This window comes from Candidatus Manganitrophaceae bacterium (assembly GCA_016200325.1).
In the GTDB taxonomy this organism is placed as follows: domain Bacteria; phylum Nitrospirota; class Nitrospiria; order SBBL01; family Manganitrophaceae; genus Manganitrophus.
Map to the genome: position 1 here is coordinate 79,422 of JACQEZ010000008.1, position 19,609 is coordinate 99,030.

Annotated in this window: 18 protein-coding genes; 11 read left to right on the plus strand and 7 right to left on the minus strand. The window is 55.2% G+C overall.

The window, feature by feature from the left end:
- Positions 1-13: 13 nt before the first annotated feature.
- Positions 14-1,399 carry a hypothetical protein gene (locus tag HY282_06215; GenBank protein ID MBI3803340.1) on the minus strand — a complete coding sequence of 462 codons (1,386 nt, stop codon included), beginning with the start codon at positions 1,397-1,399 and terminating at the stop codon, positions 14-16.
- Positions 1,400-1,569: 170 nt separating this feature from the next.
- Between HY282_06215 and HY282_06220 the strand changes: the two genes are divergently transcribed.
- Positions 1,570-3,369, plus strand: a complete 1,800-nt coding sequence (locus HY282_06220; GenBank protein ID MBI3803341.1) for a glycoside hydrolase family 15 protein — start codon at positions 1,570-1,572, stop codon at positions 3,367-3,369.
- Here HY282_06220 and HY282_06225 read toward each other — a convergent pair.
- Together HY282_06225 and HY282_06230 are read right to left on the minus strand one after the other, a co-directional pair.
- A complete protein-coding gene (locus HY282_06225) occupies positions 3,357-3,830 on the minus strand; it encodes a hypothetical protein (protein MBI3803342.1) in 474 nt (157 codons plus the stop codon). The two genes, HY282_06220 and HY282_06225, sit on opposite strands and share 13 nt — an antisense overlap.
- 135 nt (positions 3,831-3,965) lie before the next feature.
- Positions 3,966-5,189: a glutathione-dependent formaldehyde dehydrogenase gene (locus HY282_06230; protein ID MBI3803343.1), complete on the minus strand. Its 1,224-nt coding sequence runs from the start codon at positions 5,187-5,189 to the stop codon at positions 3,966-3,968.
- A 205-nt stretch (positions 5,190-5,394) separates the two neighbouring features.
- On the opposite strand from HY282_06230, the gene HY282_06235 reads away from it, so the two are divergent.
- Together HY282_06235 and HY282_06240 are read left to right on the plus strand one after the other, a co-directional pair.
- Positions 5,395-6,300 (plus strand): NAD(P)-dependent oxidoreductase, encoded by a 906-nt coding sequence (locus tag HY282_06235; GenBank protein ID MBI3803344.1) that lies wholly within the window; start codon positions 5,395-5,397, stop codon positions 6,298-6,300.
- Between the two features lie 181 nt (positions 6,301-6,481).
- Entirely contained in the window at positions 6,482-7,741 is a 1,260-nt protein-coding gene (locus HY282_06240) for a GAF domain-containing protein (GenBank protein MBI3803345.1), read from the plus strand.
- Positions 7,742-7,772: 31 nt separating this feature from the next.
- Here the strand turns inward: HY282_06240 and cls are convergent, their stop codons facing one another.
- Positions 7,773-8,930: a cardiolipin synthase gene (gene cls, locus HY282_06245; GenBank protein ID MBI3803346.1), complete on the minus strand. Its 1,158-nt coding sequence runs from the start codon at positions 8,928-8,930 to the stop codon at positions 7,773-7,775.
- Positions 8,931-9,050: 120 nt separating this feature from the next.
- Between cls and HY282_06250 the strand changes: the two genes are divergently transcribed.
- Together HY282_06250 and HY282_06255 are read left to right on the plus strand one after the other, a co-directional pair.
- Complete coding sequence (locus HY282_06250) at positions 9,051-10,037, plus strand: NTP transferase domain-containing protein (GenBank protein ID MBI3803347.1); 987 nt, start codon at positions 9,051-9,053, stop codon at positions 10,035-10,037.
- A 72-nt stretch (positions 10,038-10,109) separates the two neighbouring features.
- Positions 10,110-11,030, plus strand: coding sequence for a zinc dependent phospholipase C family protein (locus HY282_06255; protein ID MBI3803348.1), 921 nt, complete (start codon positions 10,110-10,112; stop codon positions 11,028-11,030).
- 213 nt (positions 11,031-11,243) lie between these two features.
- Here the strand turns inward: HY282_06255 and HY282_06260 are convergent, their stop codons facing one another.
- Complete coding sequence (locus tag HY282_06260) at positions 11,244-12,485, minus strand: Glu/Leu/Phe/Val dehydrogenase (protein ID MBI3803349.1); 1,242 nt, start codon at positions 12,483-12,485, stop codon at positions 11,244-11,246.
- A gap of 72 nt (positions 12,486-12,557) precedes the next feature.
- Positions 12,558-13,367, minus strand: coding sequence for a CBS domain-containing protein (locus tag HY282_06265; GenBank protein MBI3803350.1), 810 nt, complete (start codon positions 13,365-13,367; stop codon positions 12,558-12,560).
- 207 nt (positions 13,368-13,574) lie between these two features.
- Between HY282_06265 and moaC the strand changes: the two genes are divergently transcribed.
- The 6 genes from moaC to HY282_06295 are packed head-to-tail and all read left to right on the plus strand — an operon-like array spanning position 13,575 to position 18,685.
- Positions 13,575-14,084, plus strand: a complete 510-nt coding sequence (gene moaC / locus HY282_06270; protein ID MBI3803351.1) for a cyclic pyranopterin monophosphate synthase MoaC — start codon at positions 13,575-13,577, stop codon at positions 14,082-14,084.
- Positions 14,081-15,340 carry an ATP-binding cassette domain-containing protein gene (locus HY282_06275; GenBank protein MBI3803352.1) on the plus strand — a complete coding sequence of 420 codons (1,260 nt, stop codon included), beginning with the start codon at positions 14,081-14,083 and terminating at the stop codon, positions 15,338-15,340. Before moaC ends, HY282_06275 begins: the two co-directional genes overlap by 4 nt.
- A complete protein-coding gene (locus HY282_06280; protein ID MBI3803353.1) occupies positions 15,325-16,137 on the plus strand; it encodes an ABC transporter permease in 813 nt (270 codons plus the stop codon). Before HY282_06275 ends, HY282_06280 begins: the two co-directional genes overlap by 16 nt.
- A gap of 2 nt (positions 16,138-16,139) precedes the next feature.
- Entirely contained in the window at positions 16,140-16,760 is a 621-nt protein-coding gene (locus tag HY282_06285; GenBank protein MBI3803354.1) for a histidine phosphatase family protein, read from the plus strand.
- A gap of 16 nt (positions 16,761-16,776) precedes the next feature.
- Complete coding sequence (locus HY282_06290) at positions 16,777-17,838, plus strand: methyltransferase (protein MBI3803355.1); 1,062 nt, start codon at positions 16,777-16,779, stop codon at positions 17,836-17,838.
- Between the two features lie 16 nt (positions 17,839-17,854).
- Positions 17,855-18,685 carry an outer membrane lipoprotein-sorting protein gene (locus HY282_06295; GenBank protein MBI3803356.1) on the plus strand — a complete coding sequence of 277 codons (831 nt, stop codon included), beginning with the start codon at positions 17,855-17,857 and terminating at the stop codon, positions 18,683-18,685.
- A 114-nt stretch (positions 18,686-18,799) separates the two neighbouring features.
- Here HY282_06295 and HY282_06300 read toward each other — a convergent pair whose 3' ends face one another.
- Positions 18,800-19,297, minus strand: coding sequence for a hypothetical protein (locus HY282_06300; protein MBI3803357.1), 498 nt, complete (start codon positions 19,295-19,297; stop codon positions 18,800-18,802).
- Positions 19,298-19,609: the final 312 nt, after the last annotated feature.

Here is a 19,609-nt window from a genome sequence, read left to right on the forward strand (position 1 = left end):
AAACCGCGCAGGGCTATTTTAACTGCCAGAGGTCATTCAACGCCGCCGACGCGCTTGAACCGCCGAACAAGAGTAGCCGTCCCACCGGAACCGCGGTCGGGAAGGTCCGTGCCGCAGGCCCGCCGCCCGGTCCGTCGGCGGATGAAAAGGTGGTCGCTCCCAAAACGAGCGCGTGAACCCGGTCATCCGAAGCGGGATTCCCGAACTGACCTCCTCCGAAGACGAGAAATTGGCTCCCATCCCAGAGACCGACCCCGCAACAGCGGGCCGCAGGGGCCGTCCCGACCGAAGGGGTCAGCTGCTGCCAAGTGGCCGTTGAAAAGGTCGGGTCGAACGTCAGCGTCCAGAGATCGCCGAAAAGAGCGGCGCCTCCAAAACCGCCGAAGATAATCATCCGTCGGTTTGCCGCATCGTATCCTGCCGCCATGCAACAGCGAGCCGAGGGAGGACCCCCGGAGGGGGTCACCTGCTGCCAGATTGGAGAGGTCGATGTTTGATGGAGGACCCACACCTCGGATAAAAGGGTCTGGCCCGTCTGCTCAATCCCGCCGAAGACAACCATCGTATCCGCTGCTAAATCGTAGACCGCCGAATGTCCCCAGCGATGGGTTGGAGCGGAACCGGCGGAGCGCGAGGTCCAATGAGAACCCGAAGGAACATCCGCATTGGTTAAACCCCAGAGGTCGTTCGTTAGCTGGTTGCCATTTGAGTCCAGCGCACCGCCGAAAATGACCATCTGATTCCCTTGATCGTTGTAAACAGCTGTATGACCGAGGCGTTTTGGAGGGAGAGTTGGAGCAAATGATTGGCTCCAGGTCGGAATCGTCCCTGAGGCGTTCTGCAGAATCCAAAGATCATTTTCCGGAGCGCCTGCGACCTTTCCTCCAAAAACAATCATTCTGTCGGAGGTGGAATCATACACGGCCGTGTGGCTGTCCCGCGCGGGAGGAAGGGAAGAAGGGGAACAGGGTGGCGTAGAACAGGTCTCCACTTTGAACCAGGTGCCCGGCATACTGCCGACGACATCGGACGGAAAGCTGGCGCCGGTGCTCAAATCGGAAGTGACCACATAAAAGACCGGGGTGCCGTTGGTCAGACCGGTATGGTGAAAGGTCGGTTGCACACTCGGAATCTTTGTCCCGGTCGTCACCGTCACGGTCGGCGAGGTAGACCAGTAGAGCGTAAAGGTCGATGCGGAGGTTCCGGTGCCGGGGGCCATCGTTAAGATATTCTCGCCATTTCCGGCGGCAATCGAAACTGCAGGGGCGCCGGGCAGCCCCGTCCCTCCCCCTCCGCTGTCATCCGTTGCACCCCCCCCGCCGGCGCATCCGGCGAGAAGGAATATCAATAAGCCGCTTAAAAGAGAGACGCTGATCCGCTCGGTCGAAATGACTTTCATCGATGATCCCAATGGTTAATTTTAAAAAACCCTCTCATTTTTACCCGATTTCCGAATGAGAATCAAGCCACCCCGAATGGATCCCTCCGTTGCTTGCCTCGCTTCTCGGCTTTGCTTTACCATAGAGAGAGAGAACTTCGTTGATTGAAATTTCGAGGCTGGGATAACGTATGGCCCTTCAGACCGTCCCCAAAATCTCCGATTATGCCGTCATTGGCGACGCGCGTTGCGCGGCGCTGATCTCCAGCACCGGCTCGATCGATTGGCTCTGTCTTCCCCGTTTCGACAGCCCGTCGGTTTTTAATCGTCTGCTCGATGCGCTGCGAGGCGGTTATTTCTCGATCCGTCCGACCCGCGGCTTCGCCGCCGACCAACGTTATATCAAAGACACGAATTTATTGATGACCGACTTTTATACCCAAAGCGGGCTTGTCCGGGTCACCGACTTCATGCCGGTCCTCACGGAGGAGGAGAAGCGGGAGATCATGATCCCGTTTCGAAGCATCGTTCGGATTGTCGAAGGGATCGATGGAAGCGCCGAGATGGCGGTCGACTGTCTGCCGCGTCCGGCCGACGGTCAATATATTCCGATCTTCAAACGCCGAGGCCGGGAAGGATACTTCTCCAATATCGACGGCGGGCTCTTTCACCTCGCTTCCACCATTCCGCTGGAGATGACGCGGGAGCGGCTGTCGGGGAAATTCACGGTTCGGGCCGGCGAGCGATTTATCTTTTGGCTCGCCTACTCGAAAGATGGGCCGGCGGTCTACCCGCGTCCCGATGATCGGGTGGAAGAGCTGAAGGAGCGCTCGATCCGGTATTGGCGTGCTTGGTCGCACCGCTCTCATTACCGCGGACCCCATCGAGACGCCGTCGTCCGAAGCGCGCTCACCTTAAAGCTCCTCTCGTTCGCCCCTTCGAACGCCATCGTCGCGGCGGCGACCTCGTCGTTGCCGGAGGCGATCGGCTTTAATCGAAATTGGGATTATCGCTACTGCTGGTTGCGGGATGCCTCCTACACCGCCCAGCTCTTCTTCCGACTCGGCTATCACGAGGAGGCAGCCGGATTCGTTCAATGGCTGATGAATGCAACCCGGCTGACCCAGCCGGCGTTAAAGGTGGTTTATGATATTTACGGCCGGCTCGGCATTCCCCAAAGTGAGGTCAACTACCTGGAAGGCTATTGGGGCTCCCGACCGGTCCATGTCGGGAACAATGCGCAATCACAGTACCAGTTGGATATCTATGGCGAGGTGATGGATGCCCTTTGGCTCTATGCAGATCATGGCTATCCGCTCGATCGAGAGATGCGGAAAAGCTTCTGCGGCATGGCCGATTATGTCGCCGACCATTGGACCTATCCCGATCATGGCATCTGGGAAATCCCCGGGCCGCGGCGGCACTATGTTCACTCCAAAGTCCTCTGCTGGACGGCACTCGACCGCGCCTCTCAACTGGCCCGGAAACTCGGCATGACCGGCAACCTGCGGCGCTGGGAGCGGGTCGCGCTGCAGATTCAGGAGGTGATCTTCAACGAAGGGTTTAATCCCTCTCTCGGCAGTTTCACACAAACGCTCGGAGGGGTGGCGCTCGATGCGACCGCCTTTATTTTTCCGCTGGTGGGCTTTATCGACCCCAAGGACTCTCGGCTGGCAACCACGATCGCCGCCCTCGAGAAAGACCTCGCCTCGGACGATCTGGTTTACCGATACCGAATGGATGACGGACTGCAAGGAAATGAGGGAACCTTCGTTGCCTGCGCCTTTTGGCGGGTCGAGGCGCTCTGCTTGGCCGGCCGCCGCGCCGAAGCGGTGGCGCTCTTCGATCGCCTCAGCCGCCGGGCCAACCATGCCGGCCTCTACTCGGAAGAGATCCGAGAAGACGGCCTCTTCCTCGGCAACATTCCCCAAGCGCTCTCACACCTCTCCCACATCGGCGCGGCGCTGAGGCTGAGCGGTTACCACCTGTAAAAGAAGCCAAGCACCAGACCAAAAGCAAGATGAGCGAGCATCGATACGATCGGGGTTTGATAGCCGTAATTCAGCGCGAGAAAGCCAGGCGGCTCCAAGAGACGGGTCGGCGTCGGACCCCAAAAATCCGAGGCCATTCGAGGATGCCCTCCCGGTAAGAGCGGAAGGGCGACGATCAAGACAAACGCGCCATGGGCGAGCCCCATGAGCGCTCCGAGCCACCAGGAGGCGAAACCGAAGGCATGAAAAAACACGGCGTAAAGAATCGAAATGAAGAGGCCATTCATAAAATGTAAGATCGATCCGATGACCTTGGCAAGATCGCGATCCGGGGTGAAGATTGTCCCCAGCATGAATGGAATATCCATTCGAGTATAACGCAACCCTTCCGCCGCGCGCATAATCGTCGTCAGCAAACCGGTCGCCAATAGCCCCCATAGGAGAATGCCATGCCAGTTCATATTCGCTCCTATCTTCAATTTTACAGAAAGGAGCTTCCCGAGGGCAACCGGGCTGGAATAAAGGCGGGGCTCAGGACCGGTCGAAGATCACCCGATCCTGAGCCCCTTCCTCAATTCTGTTTTATGCGGTCGTATTTATTCCATTGTGCCGACCGGCTCAAGCATCACTTTCACCCACCCCGGCTCTCTTTTATCGAATGCCTTGTAGGCATCGAGAACCGAATCGAGCGGCTCGTGCTGCGTGAGGACCTGGGTCGGATCGATCACGCCGGTCAAGATCAGATCAATCAGCTTGGGAATGTAGGTGCGATGGTTACAGTTTCCCATGTTGATTGTTAAGTTTTTATTCATCGCTTTTCCGATCGGGAAAAACCGATCTGTCGGAGGATAAACCCCGATGATCGAAACGGTCCCTGCCTTCGCCACCACCTCGACCGCCCATTGGGAGACGGCGGAAGGGGCGTCGCCCGGATGCCAATTGTCCCCCTGCGGTTGGGTTTGCGGCGCAATCTGCTGGACCTCCTGTTGAAATTGTTTTTCCATCTGTTTGAACTGCTCCGAGGCCGGTCCTTGATTCGGCTGCGAGGCGTCGACGCCGACCGCATCGATCGCCCGGTCGACCCCGATGCCGCCGGTGAGCCGGCGAATCGCCTCAATCGGATCTTCCTGGTTGTAATCGATCGTCATCGCCCCCTGCGCACGGGCCATCTCCAGACGGGACGGAATGGTATCGATCGCAAAGACCAACCCTGCGTCGAGGAGCTTGGCGCTTGCGATTACGAATTGTCCGACCGGACCGCAGCCGAAAACGGCGACGGTGTCCCCGGGCAGAATCTCCGCCAGCTCCGCGCCGAAATAACCGGTCGGGAAGATGTCCGACAGCAGAATCGCCTCATCGTCGGTCAAGCCGTCCGGAGCCAGGATGAGGCTCGAAGCGGCGAAGGGAATCCGCGCCTTTTCCGCCTGGAGTCCATTGAACGGACCGGTCTCGGCCGGCCCGCCGTAGAAAGCGGTTCCCGCCGTCGGCCCGTTGGGATTGGCGTTGTCGCACTGCGCGGTATATCCCACCCGGCAGTAAGTGCAATAGCCGCAGCAGATGGTGGAGGGGATGATCACCCGGTCGCCGATGTTGAAATTGCGGACGTCCGGTCCGAGCGCTTCAATGATGCCGACCCCTTCGTGCCCCAAAATCGTTCCCGGCTTCATCCCCGGCAGCGTTCCCCGGATCATATGCAAGTCGGTCCCGCAGATCGCACTGGCGATGATCCGGACCACGGCATCATTCGGTTTCTCGATCCGGGGATCGGGAACCTCTTCTAAACGAATATCACCCACGTTGTGAAAAACAACCGCTTTCATATCGCCTCCTTTATGATTAAGACGCTCCTCATAATTAAGACCCTTCTCGGTTTAAGCTCTTCATCGAAGAATACCGTTTCGATTCTTCGGCTGTCTATTTTACCGAAGAGAGTAATCCAACCGAGTAGGACCCGGTTTGCAGATTCAGATTGTCAACCGATTTTTGATCTGGTATAGATGTGTCAAGGCGGAGCCGAGGGGATCGATGAAGGTTGCATTTTTAGGGTTGGGCATTATGGGGAGCCGAATGGCCGAGCGGCTGATCGGCGCCGGCTTTGAACTAACCGTCTGGAACCGGACGCCGGGGAAAACCGAGGGGCTCAAAGCACTGGGGGCAAAAGAAGCGGTTTCACCCTGGGAAGCTGGAGCTGAAGCGGATGTGGCGATCACCATGCTCGCCGATCCCGCTTCGGTCGAAGCGGTCGCCCTTTCTAAAAAGGGTCTGCTCGAGGGCTTAAAAAAAGGAGCGCTCTATATCGACATGACGACGGTCTCCCCGGAGACGTCGAGGAAACTCGGCGCCGCCTGTCTGGAACGGGGAGTCGCCTTCCTCGATGCGCCGGTCACCGGCAGCAAGCCGGCGGCGGCCTCCGGTGAGCTGGTCCTCATGGTCGGAGGGGAGGCGGCGGTCCTGGAGCGGGCCCGGCCGGTGTTGCAGCCGATGTCGAAGAAGATCGTTTACATGGGGCCGGTCGGTCAAGGATCCCGGATGAAGCTGATCAACAATCTGTCGATGGCCGGAGCGATGGCAACGTTCTTTGAAGGGCTCACCCTCGGACAACGGGGCGGTCTCGCCCCAGAAGCGGTGCTGGAAGTCCTGACATCGGGCGCGCTCGCCTCACCCTTGTTGCGGCTGAAAGGAGAAGCGGTCTTAAAGGAAAACTTCGAGCCGCTATTTTCTTTAAAGCATATGGCGAAAGATGTTCGGCTCGCTGTCGAAGAATCGGAGCGGGAGCGGTTTGATGCGCCGCTCTCTCATCTTCTCGATCGCCTCTTTCAATCGGCGCTGGAAGCCGGTCTGGGAGAGGAAGATTACACGGCGCTGATCAAGCTTTTCAATTTCAACGGTAAAAAGAAGGGAACCATCCTGGATGGGAGTATACCGCAGTAATGAACTGCGCCATCCGATGCATCTACGTATTTTGTCCAAGAAGCCGGTTTCATCGTTCGACTGAGTGATCGGACACCAATACGATCAATTGAAAAGCCGAGATCCATGGTCATTAATTTATTGTCGTTTCCATTGAAAGTGTGGTATATTTCACGGCTTAGTTAAGGAAGAAGGATATCGCATGCCGACGCGCACACAAAAGACCCCCTCGACCAAAAAGGGCTCCGCCAAAGGGGCGCTTGAACAAAAAACACGCGAGCTCGAGCTCCTCCATCGGATCACGGAGCAGATCAGCGCGAACCTCGATCTGGAGGTCGTTCTCAAAGAAATCGTCGAGATGGTCGTTGAAATTACCCAGGCCGATGCCTGCCTTCTCTATCTTCTCGATGAAACCCAGAGGGAGCTGATCCTCCGCGCCTCGAAGAATCCCCATCCGAAATTAATCGGACGGATTCGTCTGGAGCTCGGGGAGGGGATCACCGGCTGGGTTGCCCGCGAAAAAAAGATGGTCGCCATTCCGAAAGATGCCTCCGAAGATCCCCGGTTTGCCGTCTTCCACAACCTGCCGGAAGACCGCTATCATGCGTTTCTCTCCATTCCGGTCATCAGTAAGGGAGAGGTGATCGGGGTCATCAATGTCCAGCACAAAAAGCCGCACCATCATACGGAAGGGGAGATCGCCCTCCTGACGACGATCGGCCATCAGGTCGGCAGCGCGATCGAGAACGCCCGGCTCTATCAGGAAATGAAAAAGAAGGCGATGCAGATCGATACCCTCTCTCGTGTCAGCACGATGATTACCTCGAGCCGATACCTCGAAGAGATCCTCAATTTGATTGTAACGATGACGGCCGGAATGATGGGATCGAAGATCTGTTCGATCATGCTCCTGGACGATCAAAAGGGAGAATTGAGGATCGTCGCAACGCAGAGCCTGAGCGAAGAGTATCGCCGGAAGGCAAACGTAAAGACCGGCGAGAGCGTCTCCGGTCGGGTGGTGAAAGAGCGGCGGCCGATCAGCGTTCTCGATGTCACGCACGATCCGCACTTCCGCTTCCCGGAGGTGGCGCAGAAAGAGGGGCTCTGTTCGCTTCTCTCTGTCCCGATGATGTTCAAGGACCGGGTCATCGGGGTGATCAACAGTTACACCTCCAAGGAGCACCAGTTTAGCCCGGAAGAGGTGAACCTCCTCCAGACGGTGGCCAACCAGGCGGCGGTCGCCATCGAGAACACCACCCTGATGGAACAGTCCTCCGCCATGCAGGAAGCGCTGGAGACCCGTAAAGCGGTGGAGCGGGCAAAGGGGATCTTGATGCGGCAGGGAAAGATCTCTGAAGAAGAGGCGTTCCGATTGATCCAGCGTCAGAGCATGAACACACGGAAGACGATGCGCGAGATCGCTGAGGCGATTATCTTGGCCTCGGAAATTAAAAAGGGTTAATTCCGGATTTCATGCCGCGGGCGCAGCGCAATCAGATCCAGCCGAGGAGATAGTAAAAAGTACTCTCCAGCACCCGTTGAAGCCGATTCCGACGGAGCCACTCCGGGGCGAGAATCTCTCGGGCCTGCTTTAAATCTTCCCAAAACATCTCCTCCATCTCCGCTCCGAAGGTCGTTCCAACCGCCACCACGTTGACCTCTAAATTATAGAGAAAGCTGAATGGGTCCATATTGGAAGAGCCGATGGTGCTCCACCTTCCATCAACGACCGCCGTTTTGGCATGAAGGACGGGGCCTTCCCATTCGAAAATCCGAACCCCCCACTTGAGAAGCTGGGAATAAAGAGCGCGGCTCGCGTAGTCGATTACCCGAACATCGGATCGTTTCGGAAGGAGGACCGACACCTCCACCCCTCGGCGGCGCGCTTTCTTCAATGCACGCAAAAACCAGGAAGGGGGGACGAAATAAGCGTTGGTGATGCAGATGCGGGTCTTGGCGCGAAGGATCGCCCGCAAGTAGGCTTTCTTGATTTGATTTCGCCCGCGAAGCCCATTGGAGGCGACGGTCGATACCATGACATTTCCGCTGCGCGGGACCGTCGGAAAATAGGATGCATCGTCCTTGAGCTTCCGTCTCTTATTTTTGAACCAGGTGGAGAGAAAAATCTGCTGAAGTCTAAAGACGGCGGGACCTTCGAGCTTGATATGGGTGTCGCGCCATCCGCCGCCCCCCTCTGAAAGGGCGTTGTATTCATCTCCGATGTTCGCACTCCCGACGAAGGCGCAGCGGCCATCGACGATCAAAACCTTGCGGTGGTCGCGCCGCTTGATACTCCATGGACGATTCCACCCCCGCTTCCAAGGTGCGATCGGGTGATATTCGAACAATTCGACGCCGGCCTCCTCCATAAACTGAAAGAAGCGAGGGTCTGCCGTCAGGGAACCGACCGCGTCATAAACGATTTTTACCGAAATCCCCCCTTTTGCTTTCGCGGCGAGCGCCTCGGCAAAGCGCCACCCCATTTGATCGCTCCGGAAAATATATGTTTCAAGATGGATCGTCTCTCTGGCCGCTTGAATCGCCTGAAGCATCTCCGGAAAGATCTCGGAGCCGTTCTTCAAAAGGCGAATCCGGTTTCCCAGAACTAAAGCGGGGCGCCTCGGCCTGAAAAGTTTGCGCAATCTTTGCATGCTTTATATTAACATAGACGATAGAACTGATTTAAGCCTTATTTTCCCGTCGGCCCCCTGCAAATCGACAAAGCAAACCGGTTATGTTAAGATCGTTGTAATGAGCCAAGGTGGTCGAAAATGAATGCATTCGTCTTGGCCGGCGACCGTGGCGCCAGCCACCAAATTCTTGGGATGAATAAAGCACTGCTCCCCCTAGAGGGGTACCCTCTTTTTCTCCATGTGTTGAGAGCGCTCGATCGAGTCGCTGCGATCAATCAGATCTATCTGATCGGACCGCAGAAGAAGATGATGGCTGAAATCGAGCGGGCCCTTCCCTATGTTCTCTTCACCAAGAAGATTGAAGTGATGGAACAGAAGGAAAGCCTGATAGAGAACATCCTCGCCGTTTACATGCGCTCCCTTCCAGGGTATGAGGAAGGGGTCGATCCGCAAAAATTAAACCACGGCAATCCGCCCGGACTTTTTTTGCCGGCCGACATCCCCCTGATCACGCCGGCGGAAATCGAATCGTTCCTTTTACGCTCGGATATGAACCGATATGACTATTGTCTCGGCTTTACCCCTGAGGCTGCGCTGACCCCTTTTTACCCCACGGCAGACCAGCCTGGAATTGAGATGGCCTATCTCTATTTAAGAGATAAAATTTACCGGATGAACAATCTTCATTTGGTGAAGCCTTTTCGGATTGGAGCGGGGAGAGCGGTTCAACAGATGTATGACCACCGTTATCAGCGATATCTCGGAAACCGGCTTCGACTGAGTCTTCAGATCTTAAGGACACCGACGTGGCTGAGAGGATTCGGCTATTACCTGTTGGCCCAAGGGGCCACCCTCTTTGCACAAGCCGGGTGGAACCGTTGGGCCTCTTTCTTTCGTAGACCGTTGTCGGTGGAAGCGGTCGAAAAAGAGGTCAGTCGTTTTTTAAAAACACGCTTTAAGGCGGTCGAGACCGAACTCGGCGGCGCGGCGCTCGACATTGATGATGAATTAACCTACCGGACGATTTCCGCCCGATTTCGAGAATGGCGCGACTACCTCGCTCGGTTCGATCGACCGGGGACAAGAGATTCCTCCTGTTCGCTCAAGACGGAAGCCTGCGGATAAGGGATAGGATAGAGAATGCAAAAGGGGAGACAAAAAAAAGCTTTCACGATAAGAACAGCTGTAAAGTGGATCGTGCCGTCTCTCTTGACCGTGCTCTTTCTTCTTTACTCGAAAGAGGCGTATGCCTGGGGGGTCGGGATGCATATGATGCACGGATCAACCCTTCTGCAAAACCTTCAATGGCTGACTGGATCGTTGGCGCAGTTGCTGAGAGCCTACCCGCGCGATTTCTTGTATGGCTGCGTCAGCGCCGATATCTTTATCGGAAAGGGCTCCAAGTATCATGCCGATCATTGCCACAATTGGTCGGTGGCCCGGCGTCTTCTGCAGCAGGCGTCGGAGCCGAAACTACAGGCATTCGCCTGCGGCTACATCGCTCACCTCGCCGCCGACATCATCGCCCATAATATCTATGTCCCCAATCAGCTCTATCTCACCTCTTCCACCACCCGATGGGGACATATTTACTGGGAGCTTCGCGCCGACGAATATGCCGACAAGAGATACTGGCGGCAGGTTCTGAATATTATGGAAGGCCCCAATGATTTGAGCGATCGCTTTGTACAAGAGGTGGTCAAGAAAGATCTCATCTCGTTCGAAATGAAAAAAAAGCTGTTCACCCAGGTGGTGAAGCTCTATGAGCTCGGGAAACGCCAACAGGCGGTCTCCCTCGTTTCCAGAAATTCGCGGTGGGATGTACAGCAGGAGTATGTTGAAATATTGAATCAGAAGTGTCTTGGCCTCGTCGTGAATGTCCTAAACCATCCCGAGGATTCGATCTGCTACCGGTACGATCCGATCGGGAGCCAGCGTCTTTCGGAAGCAAAAAAACTGCGGCAGTTCTCCAAGCGAATTCATGGAAAAGAGCCGACGGAGCTGATCTTCGATACACCGCTCGAAATCGAAGGTCTCTTTTGCCAACATATCCACTCGGGGGAGTCCCCTCCTTCCCTCCCTGCACACCGCCATTCCGGCGAGATCCATTCGACATAACATCTTCTTTAAGATTCTATTGTCAAACAGTCGCTGAAAGGAAGAATCGGTCTATCCTTCGCTCGTCGGATTGGGTTCTGCCTTGGAGAGAGTGGGTCGCTGTGCGATCGGAGTCAAATTTATCTTGCAGGAGAAAAGCCGGCATGCTATGCGGTATCCGGCGTTTGGAAAACTTCAGGATTAAGAGATGGGATAAAAACAGTTCGCGGCCAATTAGGGGAAGACCCCGCGCGCCAGCTTGGCGCTGGCGATTTTGCGGATGGCGAGCATCAACGCCGCCATCCGCATACCGACCTTCTCTTCTTGAGAGAGGGTCAACACGGCATTGAAGGCATTCGACATGATCTCTCTCAGCTTTTCATTGATCTCTTTTTCTTTCCAAAAAAAGTTCTGAAGGTCCTGCACCCACTCAAAATAAGAAACGGTTACCCCGCCGGCATTTGCCAGAATATCAGGAATCACGAAGATGCCCCGATCTTGAAGAAGGACATCTGCCGCCGGTGTCGTCGGCCCATTGGCCGCTTCGGCGAGGATGGTGCATGAGATTTTTCCTGCGTTCTCCTCGGTGATCTGTCCGGAAAGGGCCGCCGGCACCAAGACATCGCAGGGAAGTTCCAAGAGCTCGCTGTTCGTGACCGGCTCTCCGCCGGGGAATCCTTCGACGAACCGGCTGTGCGACAGATACTGAAGCAGGACGGGGATATCGATCCCTTTGGGATTATAAATCCCGCCGCGGACATCGCTGACGGCGATGACCGAGCATCCCTGTTCATGGAGCACCCGCGCGGCGTTCGCGCCGACATTGCCGAATCCTTGAACGACGACCCGCTTTCCTTCCGGAGTCAGTCCAAGATGTTTGAATGCTTCCATGATACAGTAAACCACGCCGCGACCGGTTGCCTCCGTCCTTCCGAGCGAGCCGCCGATGACGATCGGTTTTCCGGTGACGATCTCCGGAATCGAGTAGCCTTTAAACTGACTGTAGGTGTCCATCATCCAGGCCATGACCTGTTCATTCGTTCCGACGTCCGGGGCAGGAACATCGATGTCGGGACCGATGAAACGAATGATCTCCGCGGTATATCGCCGCGTGAGCCGCTGTAACTCGTTCCGCGAGAGGGCGTTCGGATCGCAGCTGACCCCCCCCTTGGCGCCGCCGAAGGGAAGTCCCATCAGCGCGCACTTCCAGGTCATCCACATCGCCAGCGCGCAGACCTCGCCGAGATTGACTTCCGGATGAAACCGAATTCCTCCTTTCGAGGGGCCGAGCGTATTGTCATGATGTACGCGGTAACCATGAAAGACCTCGATTTGAGAGTCATCCATCCGAATCGGAACACCGACCATAATCGCCCGCTTCGGTACGACAAAACGTTTTCTGAGATTCGGATCGAGCCGGAGTTGATCGGCCGCCTTCTCGAACTGGACGATCGCCATCCGATAGATGGGGGTCATGTATTCCGGCTCATGCCGTTTTTCTTCTTTTAAGTCCATTTTATCCGTCTCGGTCTCTGAGTTTAAAATCTCTTACTTTTGATTGGAAAGGAAACGGGGAAGATCGCGAATGGAGATCATCCCGATGAGGTCCCGAATGGAGAGAATACCGATAATCGCCCCCCCCTCGGTGACGGCCAGATGTCGAACCCCTTTCGTCGCCATGATTTCATTCGCCTCCTGAATGGTTCGGGAGAGGTCGATATCTAAAACCGGGGTGTTCATGATGACGCCGACCGGGATTTTCGAGGCGGTCAGTCCATAGCCGATCACCTTTCTGACCAGATCGGTCTCGGTCACGATTCCGACGTAACGCCCCTCGTCGGTAATCATCAATGAGCCGATCTTCTTTTCATCCATCCGGATCGCCGCCGCTTGGGCGGTGGCACCCGCTTCAATGGTCTGGATATCGCGACGGACCAAAACGGTCAACGGCTTTACAATATCGGCCATCGAATAAACCGGGCTCTTTTTGTCCATCGAGAAATGCCGAACGAGATCTCGGACGGAGATCATCCCGACGATTTTTCCCTGCTCGGAAACGGCGAGGTGTCGGATCCCGTTCAGATGCATCAGGTGATTCGCCTCGATCGGCGATTTTCCGATATCGATGTCGATCAAAGGGGCATGCATCAGGGAGCGGGCCGGGGTCTCCAGAGAAACCTCTTTGGTCAACGCCTTTCGAACCAGATCGCTCTCAGTGATAATGCCGACGTAGCGGCCTTCTTCTTCAACAAAAACGGAGCCGATTTTATAGCGCCGCATCATCCGTGCCGCTTCGACAAGGGTTGTCATCGGCTCGGTTTTCTTAATATCGGAATGCATCAACTCCTTTAATGACATCCGTTTTCCTCCTTCAATCAACCGTCCGGAATGATATCCAAATGTCCAGACTCTGTCAACAAGATCCCCCCTTTTGGGGACTTCGGGGCCGACCCATTATTTGGTATTTCTCCGTAACTGCTTTGGTTGACACCTCATTGGGCCTATGTTAAACTCAACCGGAAATTTCTGATTTCATTTACTTTTAGAACCGCAGGAGAGTCACAGATGGCCGAAGCTGAATTGACCCATTTTAACCAGGAAGGACGCGCGCGGATGGTCGATGTTTCTGGAAAAGCGGAGACAAATCGAACCGCGGTCGCCACGGGAACCGTCTACATGAAACCGGAGACGCTCGACCGAATCAAGGCCGGACAGATCGCCAAAGGAGATGTCCTGGCCGTCGCCCAGGTCGCCGGGGTCATGGGAGCGAAGCGAACGCCCGACCTGATCCCAATGTGCCATCCCCTCCTCCTGACCAATGTCGACATCCATTTCGAGCTCCGCCCTGCCGAAAATGGAGGCCCCGCCGCCATCCAGATCCAAGCGACGGTGAAAACCGCCGGTCAGACCGGTGTGGAGATGGAGGCGGTCACCGCGGTCTCCGTCACCGCCCTGACGATTTACGATATGTGCAAGGCGATCGACAAGGGGATTAGCTTCGGACAGATCGGCCTTCTTTCCAAGAGCGGCGGCAAGTCAGGAACCTATACCCGTCCCGAGCCTTTCCCGAAATGATCCAGATCGAGCACCTTACAAAAGAATACGCCTCCGGCCACAAAGCAATCGACGACATCACCTTTCAAGTTCAGTCAGGCGAGATCTTCGGCTTCCTCGGACCGAATGGCGCGGGAAAGACGACGACGATCAAGATCTTGACGACCCTTCTTCGCCCCTCATCGGGCCAGGTTCGGGTCGCGGGTCACGATGTCGTGGAGAACCCGCTGGCGGTTCGGATGTCGTTCGGCTATGTGGGCCAGCAAAGCGGCGTCGATCCTTCGATGACCGTTCGCGAAAATCTACTGCTTCAAGGCAAGCTCTATCATCTTCCCGTCTCGAGCCTCCCGGAGCGAATCGCCTTTCTGCTCGATCTTTTTGATATGAAGGACGCGATCGATTCCTGGGTCGGCGCCTTGTCCGGGGGGATGAAAAGGAAGCTCGATATCGCGACCGCCTTGATTCATCAACCCAAACTCCTCTTCTTGGACGAGCCGACCCTCGGACTCGATCCGCAGAGCCGTTCCGATCTTTGGTCCTACCTTCGGCGCCTCAATCAGGAACAGGGGGTGACCCTTTTTTTGACGACCCATTACCTCGATGAGGTCGATCAGTTGGCCCACCGCGCCGGAATTATCAACCATGGAAAGCTTCAGAAGATCGGAACACCCGACCAATTAAAAGACAGCCTCGGGGCCGATTGCATTCATCTCACCTTCAAACAGCCCCTCTCCGAGCCGATCCTCTCTTTCTTCCGTCAAAAAGAGCCGATCAAGGAAGTGATCCGTCAGCAAAATCAGCTTCGTCTTTATTTGGAGAATGGGAAAGCGGCCCTCCCCCGCGTGCTGCAATGGGTCGACGAGCACGGGCTGACGGCCGAAACGGTATTGTTGACCCGCCCCACCTTCGATGATGTCTTTCTTAAATACACCGGGAAGAGCTTTGCCGACGAAGATAAGAAAGAGGGGGACGCTTCCGGATGGGGCTGGGGAAAGAAGTGGGACAATGGCTCCGGCGAAAATGAGTGGAGCAAGAAGTGGAAAAAAGAAGACGCCTCCGGAGAGGCCTGGGGTGGAGAGTGGCAGGGAGACTGGCAGAAGGATCAGGGATCGGCCCAGACCGGAAGCGCTTCAGGGGAAGAGAGCAAATCCGAACCCGCTCCGACTGACGAAAAATCAGATGCCGAGACAAAACCGGAGACGCCATCCGAAAAACAGTGGCCGCAAGGGGAGTGGCCCCAAGGAGATTGGAAAAATCAACAATGGAGCAAAAAGTAATCGCAACACCCACCCCGGCATCCACCCTGCCGATCAAATGGCTCATCGCCGACACCGCCGTCCTCCTCAAAAAATATCTCGTGATGACCTGGCGAATGCCGATCTGGACATTTTTCGGTCTGGTCCAGCCGCTTCTCTGGCTCGTTATTTTTGGTCAGCTTTTTAAAAATCTCTCGCGTCTTCCTGGTTTTCCGGAGGGTGATTATATCGCCTTTCTCACGCCGGGTATTATCGTGATGACCGTTCTTTTCGGCTCCTCCTGGTCCGGGGTGAACCTGCTGCGCGACCTGACGTTCGGCATCATGGAAAAACTGTTGGTCGCGCCGGTCTCGCGAACGGCGATCGTGTTGAGCCGTCTGCTGCATGCGGGCCTCACGGTGGTCATTCAGGTTTTTCTTCTGATCGGGGTGGCCGCTTTGTTGGGGGCGGGACTTCCGCGCGGTGCGGGAATCTTCTGGGTCTGGGTCGCGGTTCTCTTTCTTGCCATCGCCTTTTCCGCCGTCTCCAATGCATTGGCGATGATCTTAAAAAAAGAAGAGCCGCTGGTCGTGATGGGAAATATGCTGACCCTTCCGCTTCTCTTTTTCTCCCCCGCATTGGTCCCGACCGAGTTCATGCCGACCTGGATGCAAATGGCCAGCCGAATCAATCCGGTGACCTATGGGGTCGAAGCGGTCCGCGCCTGTTATCGGGGAAGTTTTGAAAGTTTTTTCTGGATCAGCATGACGGTGCTGACCCTCTTTATGCTCGTCTCCGTCATCTCGGCCATATCAATTTTCAGCCAGGATCGTTCCTAAAAATGAGGACAAAAGAACAGGCAACCTCTTTCTTATTTCTCCGGCACGGGGCGACCGATTTCCCCGAAAACCGGTACTACTGCGACCCGGTTGAGGATCCTCCGCTGAATGCCACCGGGTTGCAACAGGCCTCGCTGTGGCCCGAGCGCCTCCGGAAAAGGGAGATCGCAGCCGTTTATGTCAGCCCTTCACGAAGGACCCAAGAGACGGCACAGCCGCTTCTGAAGCGGCTCAACATAAATGCCGAGACATTGGAGGGGCTTCGGGAGAGAAGTTTCGGAGCCTGGGACGGATCGACCAACGAGCTGATTCAGCAACAACGCTCCCAGGAATGGGCGGCATGGAAAAGCGATCCGCTCCACTTTGTCCCCCCGGGAGGGGAGTCGCTTGCCGGTTTCGCGAAACGGGTCGATGAAACGATCCAGTCTTTGCTGACGCGTCATCGGGGAGAGACGGTCTTGCTGGTCACCCACGTCGGCCCCATTCGGATGATCGTGGCAGCGGCCCTCGGCATGCCGATTGAAAATCAGAAACGACTCGTGGTCGGCTCCTGTTCCTTGACACAGATTGACTATACCGCCAGCTGGCCGAACCTGATTGCCTTTTCATTACGGCCGGAATAATCTTATGAGGAGAACCGTGAAGAAGAAGACAACCCCCCAACAAAAGACCGGAAAAAAGAAGACCGTCGCCCGCCGGAAGGCGACGAATGAGACCTTTGATCCGATGCGGGTCATGGGAATCAGCTCCGCCTACTGGCAGTCGCGGGTTCTGCATGCCGGTCAGCGGTTTGACATCTTCTCCCGCTTGAGAGATCGATCGGCGACCGCGGCGGAGTTAGCGGCGGAGACGGAGTCCGACCCGCGTGGGATGGAAATCCTCCTCATTACGCTCACATCGATGGACCTTTTGACGCGGAAGAAAGAGCGTTATAAAAATACGGCCCTGACCGAAATGTTCCTCGTCAAAGGCAGCCCAAGATACCAGGGTGGAATCGTCTCGATGTTCGACAGCTGGTACGACGCCTGGGGCGATCTTTACGAGGCGGTCAAGACCGGCAAGCCGGTCGTCGACAAGCCGCACGATCAGGGGCCCGAGGCGGTTCGCAACTATATCTATGGGATGCACTATCGCGCGCTTGCGCAAGGGGATCTGCTCGCAAAAAAAATCAATTTCTCCGGACGACGGCAGCTGATCGACATCGCCGGGGGACCGGGCACTTTCTGCATCAAGTTCTGCCAGCGCAACCCCGAACTCTCGGCGACGGTCTTCGATCTGCCCCAGACGTTGGAGGTGACCCGAGAGATCGTCGAATCGTTCGGAATGACGGAGCGGATCACCCTCAAGCCGGGAAACTATCTCGAAGATTCGTTCGGAAAGGGGTACGACAGCCTGCTCCTCTCGTCGATGTTCAATCAAGAATCTCCTCAGGTGATCAAACAGATCTTCCGAAAAGCCTACGAAGCGCTCGACTCGAAGGGAATGATCTTGATCCAAGATCAAATGCTGAATCGGGATAAGACGGGGCCGATGTTATCGGCGCTCATCGGTGTGAACCAGCTGATTCATACACCGGGAGGCGCTGCTTATTCGGAGAAAGAGCTGGCCGATTGGATGAAGGAGATCGGGTTCAGAAAGATCAAACCGGTCCCACTTCCTTCCCCGAGCCCGTTCACCGTTTTATTGGGAGAAAAGCCTTAAATCAGGAGCAAATGTCATGAATCGTAAAATCATGTTTTTAATTCTCACTCTTTGGATCATTGCCGCGGGGAGAGCCAGCACGGCTCTCGCAGCAGAGAACGCCCCCCCGAGCACCGGTGCGCTGAATGGAACGGAGATTATCAAAAAATCGAGAGAGCTCATTTATCAAATTCAAGATCAGAAAAATAAGGTGATCCTCTACCTGATCGAAAAAGATGGAACCAAGAAAAAAATCGAAGCGTCCCGTTTTTGGAAAAATTATAGGGGACAAGGGGGACTCGACAGCAAAATGCTCTTGGTCACCGATTTCCCTCCCGATTCACGCGGCATCTCTTTTTTGATTTGGGACTATTCTGAGGAGAACAAAACAGACGATCTCTGGCTTTATTTGCCCGCGCTTCGAATGGTCCGTCGCATCTCGGCGCAAGATCAGAACGATGCATTTTTAGGGTCCGATCTGACCTTCGGCGACATGGGACAACGCCGCCTCGACGAAGATGAACACAAGCTTCTACGCGAGGAAGGATATTCGGGTGTCCAGACGTATGTGGTGGAGAGTATGCCGAAGGAAAAAGAAAGTCTCTACAGCAAAAAGGTCTCCTGGATCTCAAAGGACAACTGGACTGTTTTGAAAACCGACTATTATGACCGGAATGGAAAGCTCCTGAAGCGGCAGACGATTGAGTGGCAGACGCTCAACAATTTTAACGTGTGGAAAAAGACGGAAGTGACCAATGTCCAGAATGGCCATCGCACCGTTTTTGAGGTGAGCGACCTTCATGTGAATGGCGGGCTTCAAGACGATGATTTTACCGAACGGTCGCTTAAGACCGGACTGCGGAAGTAAAAGGACCTTTTCTTTTAGTAGAGCTTCTCGAACGGTAGGGAGAAAATAACACTGCAGAAATAGTCTGCATGAACCAAATTCTGTCCAACGGATGGTCTTCTACGCTATTTGTCCTCAATGATATCCTTTTGCATTTTGCGTATTTTCGGTAGACTGACTTTTATCCCTCACAAATAAGGAATTCCGAAAATGATGAAGCGTTACGTCGAGAAAGTCGTTGGGCATCCCTATTTGGTGATCCTCTCCATTCTCCTGATAACCGTCTTCTTCTTCGTTCAATTTAAAAATCTGCAGATGATGTTCGATCCCAAATCGATCCTTCCGCAGGATCATCCTTATGTCCAGCTGAATAACAAGATTGAGGAGGCCTTCGGTGGCAGCCGCGTCGTCGTCATCGGCATCCGTCGCAAACAGGGAGATATCTTCAATGCGACGACCCTTTCCAAGGTGAAGGGGATTACTGACGATGTTAAAAAGATTGCCGGAATCAAGGAAGAAAATGTCGTCAGCATTGCCGACCGAAAAATTAAATATGTCGTCGGCACGGAGAATGAGATTAAGATTCGTCAGTTGATGGAAGAAGTCCCGACCACTCCCGAAGGACTCCAGCACTTCAAAGAACGGGTCTTCTCGAATCCACTTTATCTAAATAGCCTCGTCTCCAAAGATGGCACCGCAGCCGCGGTTGTCGTTGACTTTGCCAACATGGTGCCAACCTATGGCGAAGAGGGGGCTTCCGCGCAGGGATCCGATCCAAAAGGAGGTGGAGATTCAGGGGAATCGTGGAAAAAATGGCAACAGGGCGGAGACCAAAAACAACAGGGAAATGGAGCCGAGAAATCGGGGCAGGGGAGCGGCGATCGAAAGGGTTCAGGGGAAAACTGGCAAAAGACTCAGGGAGGGGAGAGCGGATCTCATTGCCAA

What these genes read in the sequence shown, in the direction of transcription:
- HY282_06215 (MBI3803340.1), bottom strand. Translation starts at nt 1,399, where the DNA reads ATGAAAGTCATTTCGACCGAGCGGATCAGCGTCTCTCTTTTAAGCGGC.
- HY282_06220 (MBI3803341.1), top strand. Translation starts at nt 1,570, where the DNA reads ATGGCCCTTCAGACCGTCCCCAAAATCTCCGATTATGCCGTCATTGGC.
- HY282_06225 (MBI3803342.1), bottom strand. Translation starts at nt 3,830, where the DNA reads ATGAACTGGCATGGCATTCTCCTATGGGGGCTATTGGCGACCGGTTTG.
- HY282_06230 (MBI3803343.1), bottom strand. Translation starts at nt 5,189, where the DNA reads ATGAAAGCGGTTGTTTTTCACAACGTGGGTGATATTCGTTTAGAAGAG.
- HY282_06235 (MBI3803344.1), top strand. Translation starts at nt 5,395, where the DNA reads ATGAAGGTTGCATTTTTAGGGTTGGGCATTATGGGGAGCCGAATGGCC.
- HY282_06240 (MBI3803345.1), top strand. Translation starts at nt 6,482, where the DNA reads ATGCCGACGCGCACACAAAAGACCCCCTCGACCAAAAAGGGCTCCGCC.
- cls (MBI3803346.1), bottom strand. Translation starts at nt 8,930, where the DNA reads ATGCAAAGATTGCGCAAACTTTTCAGGCCGAGGCGCCCCGCTTTAGTT.
- HY282_06250 (MBI3803347.1), top strand. Translation starts at nt 9,051, where the DNA reads ATGAATGCATTCGTCTTGGCCGGCGACCGTGGCGCCAGCCACCAAATT.
- HY282_06260 (MBI3803349.1), bottom strand. Translation starts at nt 12,485, where the DNA reads ATGACCCCCATCTATCGGATGGCGATCGTCCAGTTCGAGAAGGCGGCC.
- HY282_06265 (MBI3803350.1), bottom strand. Translation starts at nt 13,367, where the DNA reads ATGTCATTAAAGGAGTTGATGCATTCCGATATTAAGAAAACCGAGCCG.
- moaC (MBI3803351.1), top strand. Translation starts at nt 13,575, where the DNA reads ATGGCCGAAGCTGAATTGACCCATTTTAACCAGGAAGGACGCGCGCGG.
- HY282_06275 (MBI3803352.1), top strand. Translation starts at nt 14,081, where the DNA reads ATGATCCAGATCGAGCACCTTACAAAAGAATACGCCTCCGGCCACAAA.
- HY282_06280 (MBI3803353.1), top strand. Translation starts at nt 15,325, where the DNA reads ATGGAGCAAAAAGTAATCGCAACACCCACCCCGGCATCCACCCTGCCG.
- HY282_06285 (MBI3803354.1), top strand. Translation starts at nt 16,140, where the DNA reads ATGAGGACAAAAGAACAGGCAACCTCTTTCTTATTTCTCCGGCACGGG.
- HY282_06295 (MBI3803356.1), top strand. Translation starts at nt 17,855, where the DNA reads ATGAATCGTAAAATCATGTTTTTAATTCTCACTCTTTGGATCATTGCC.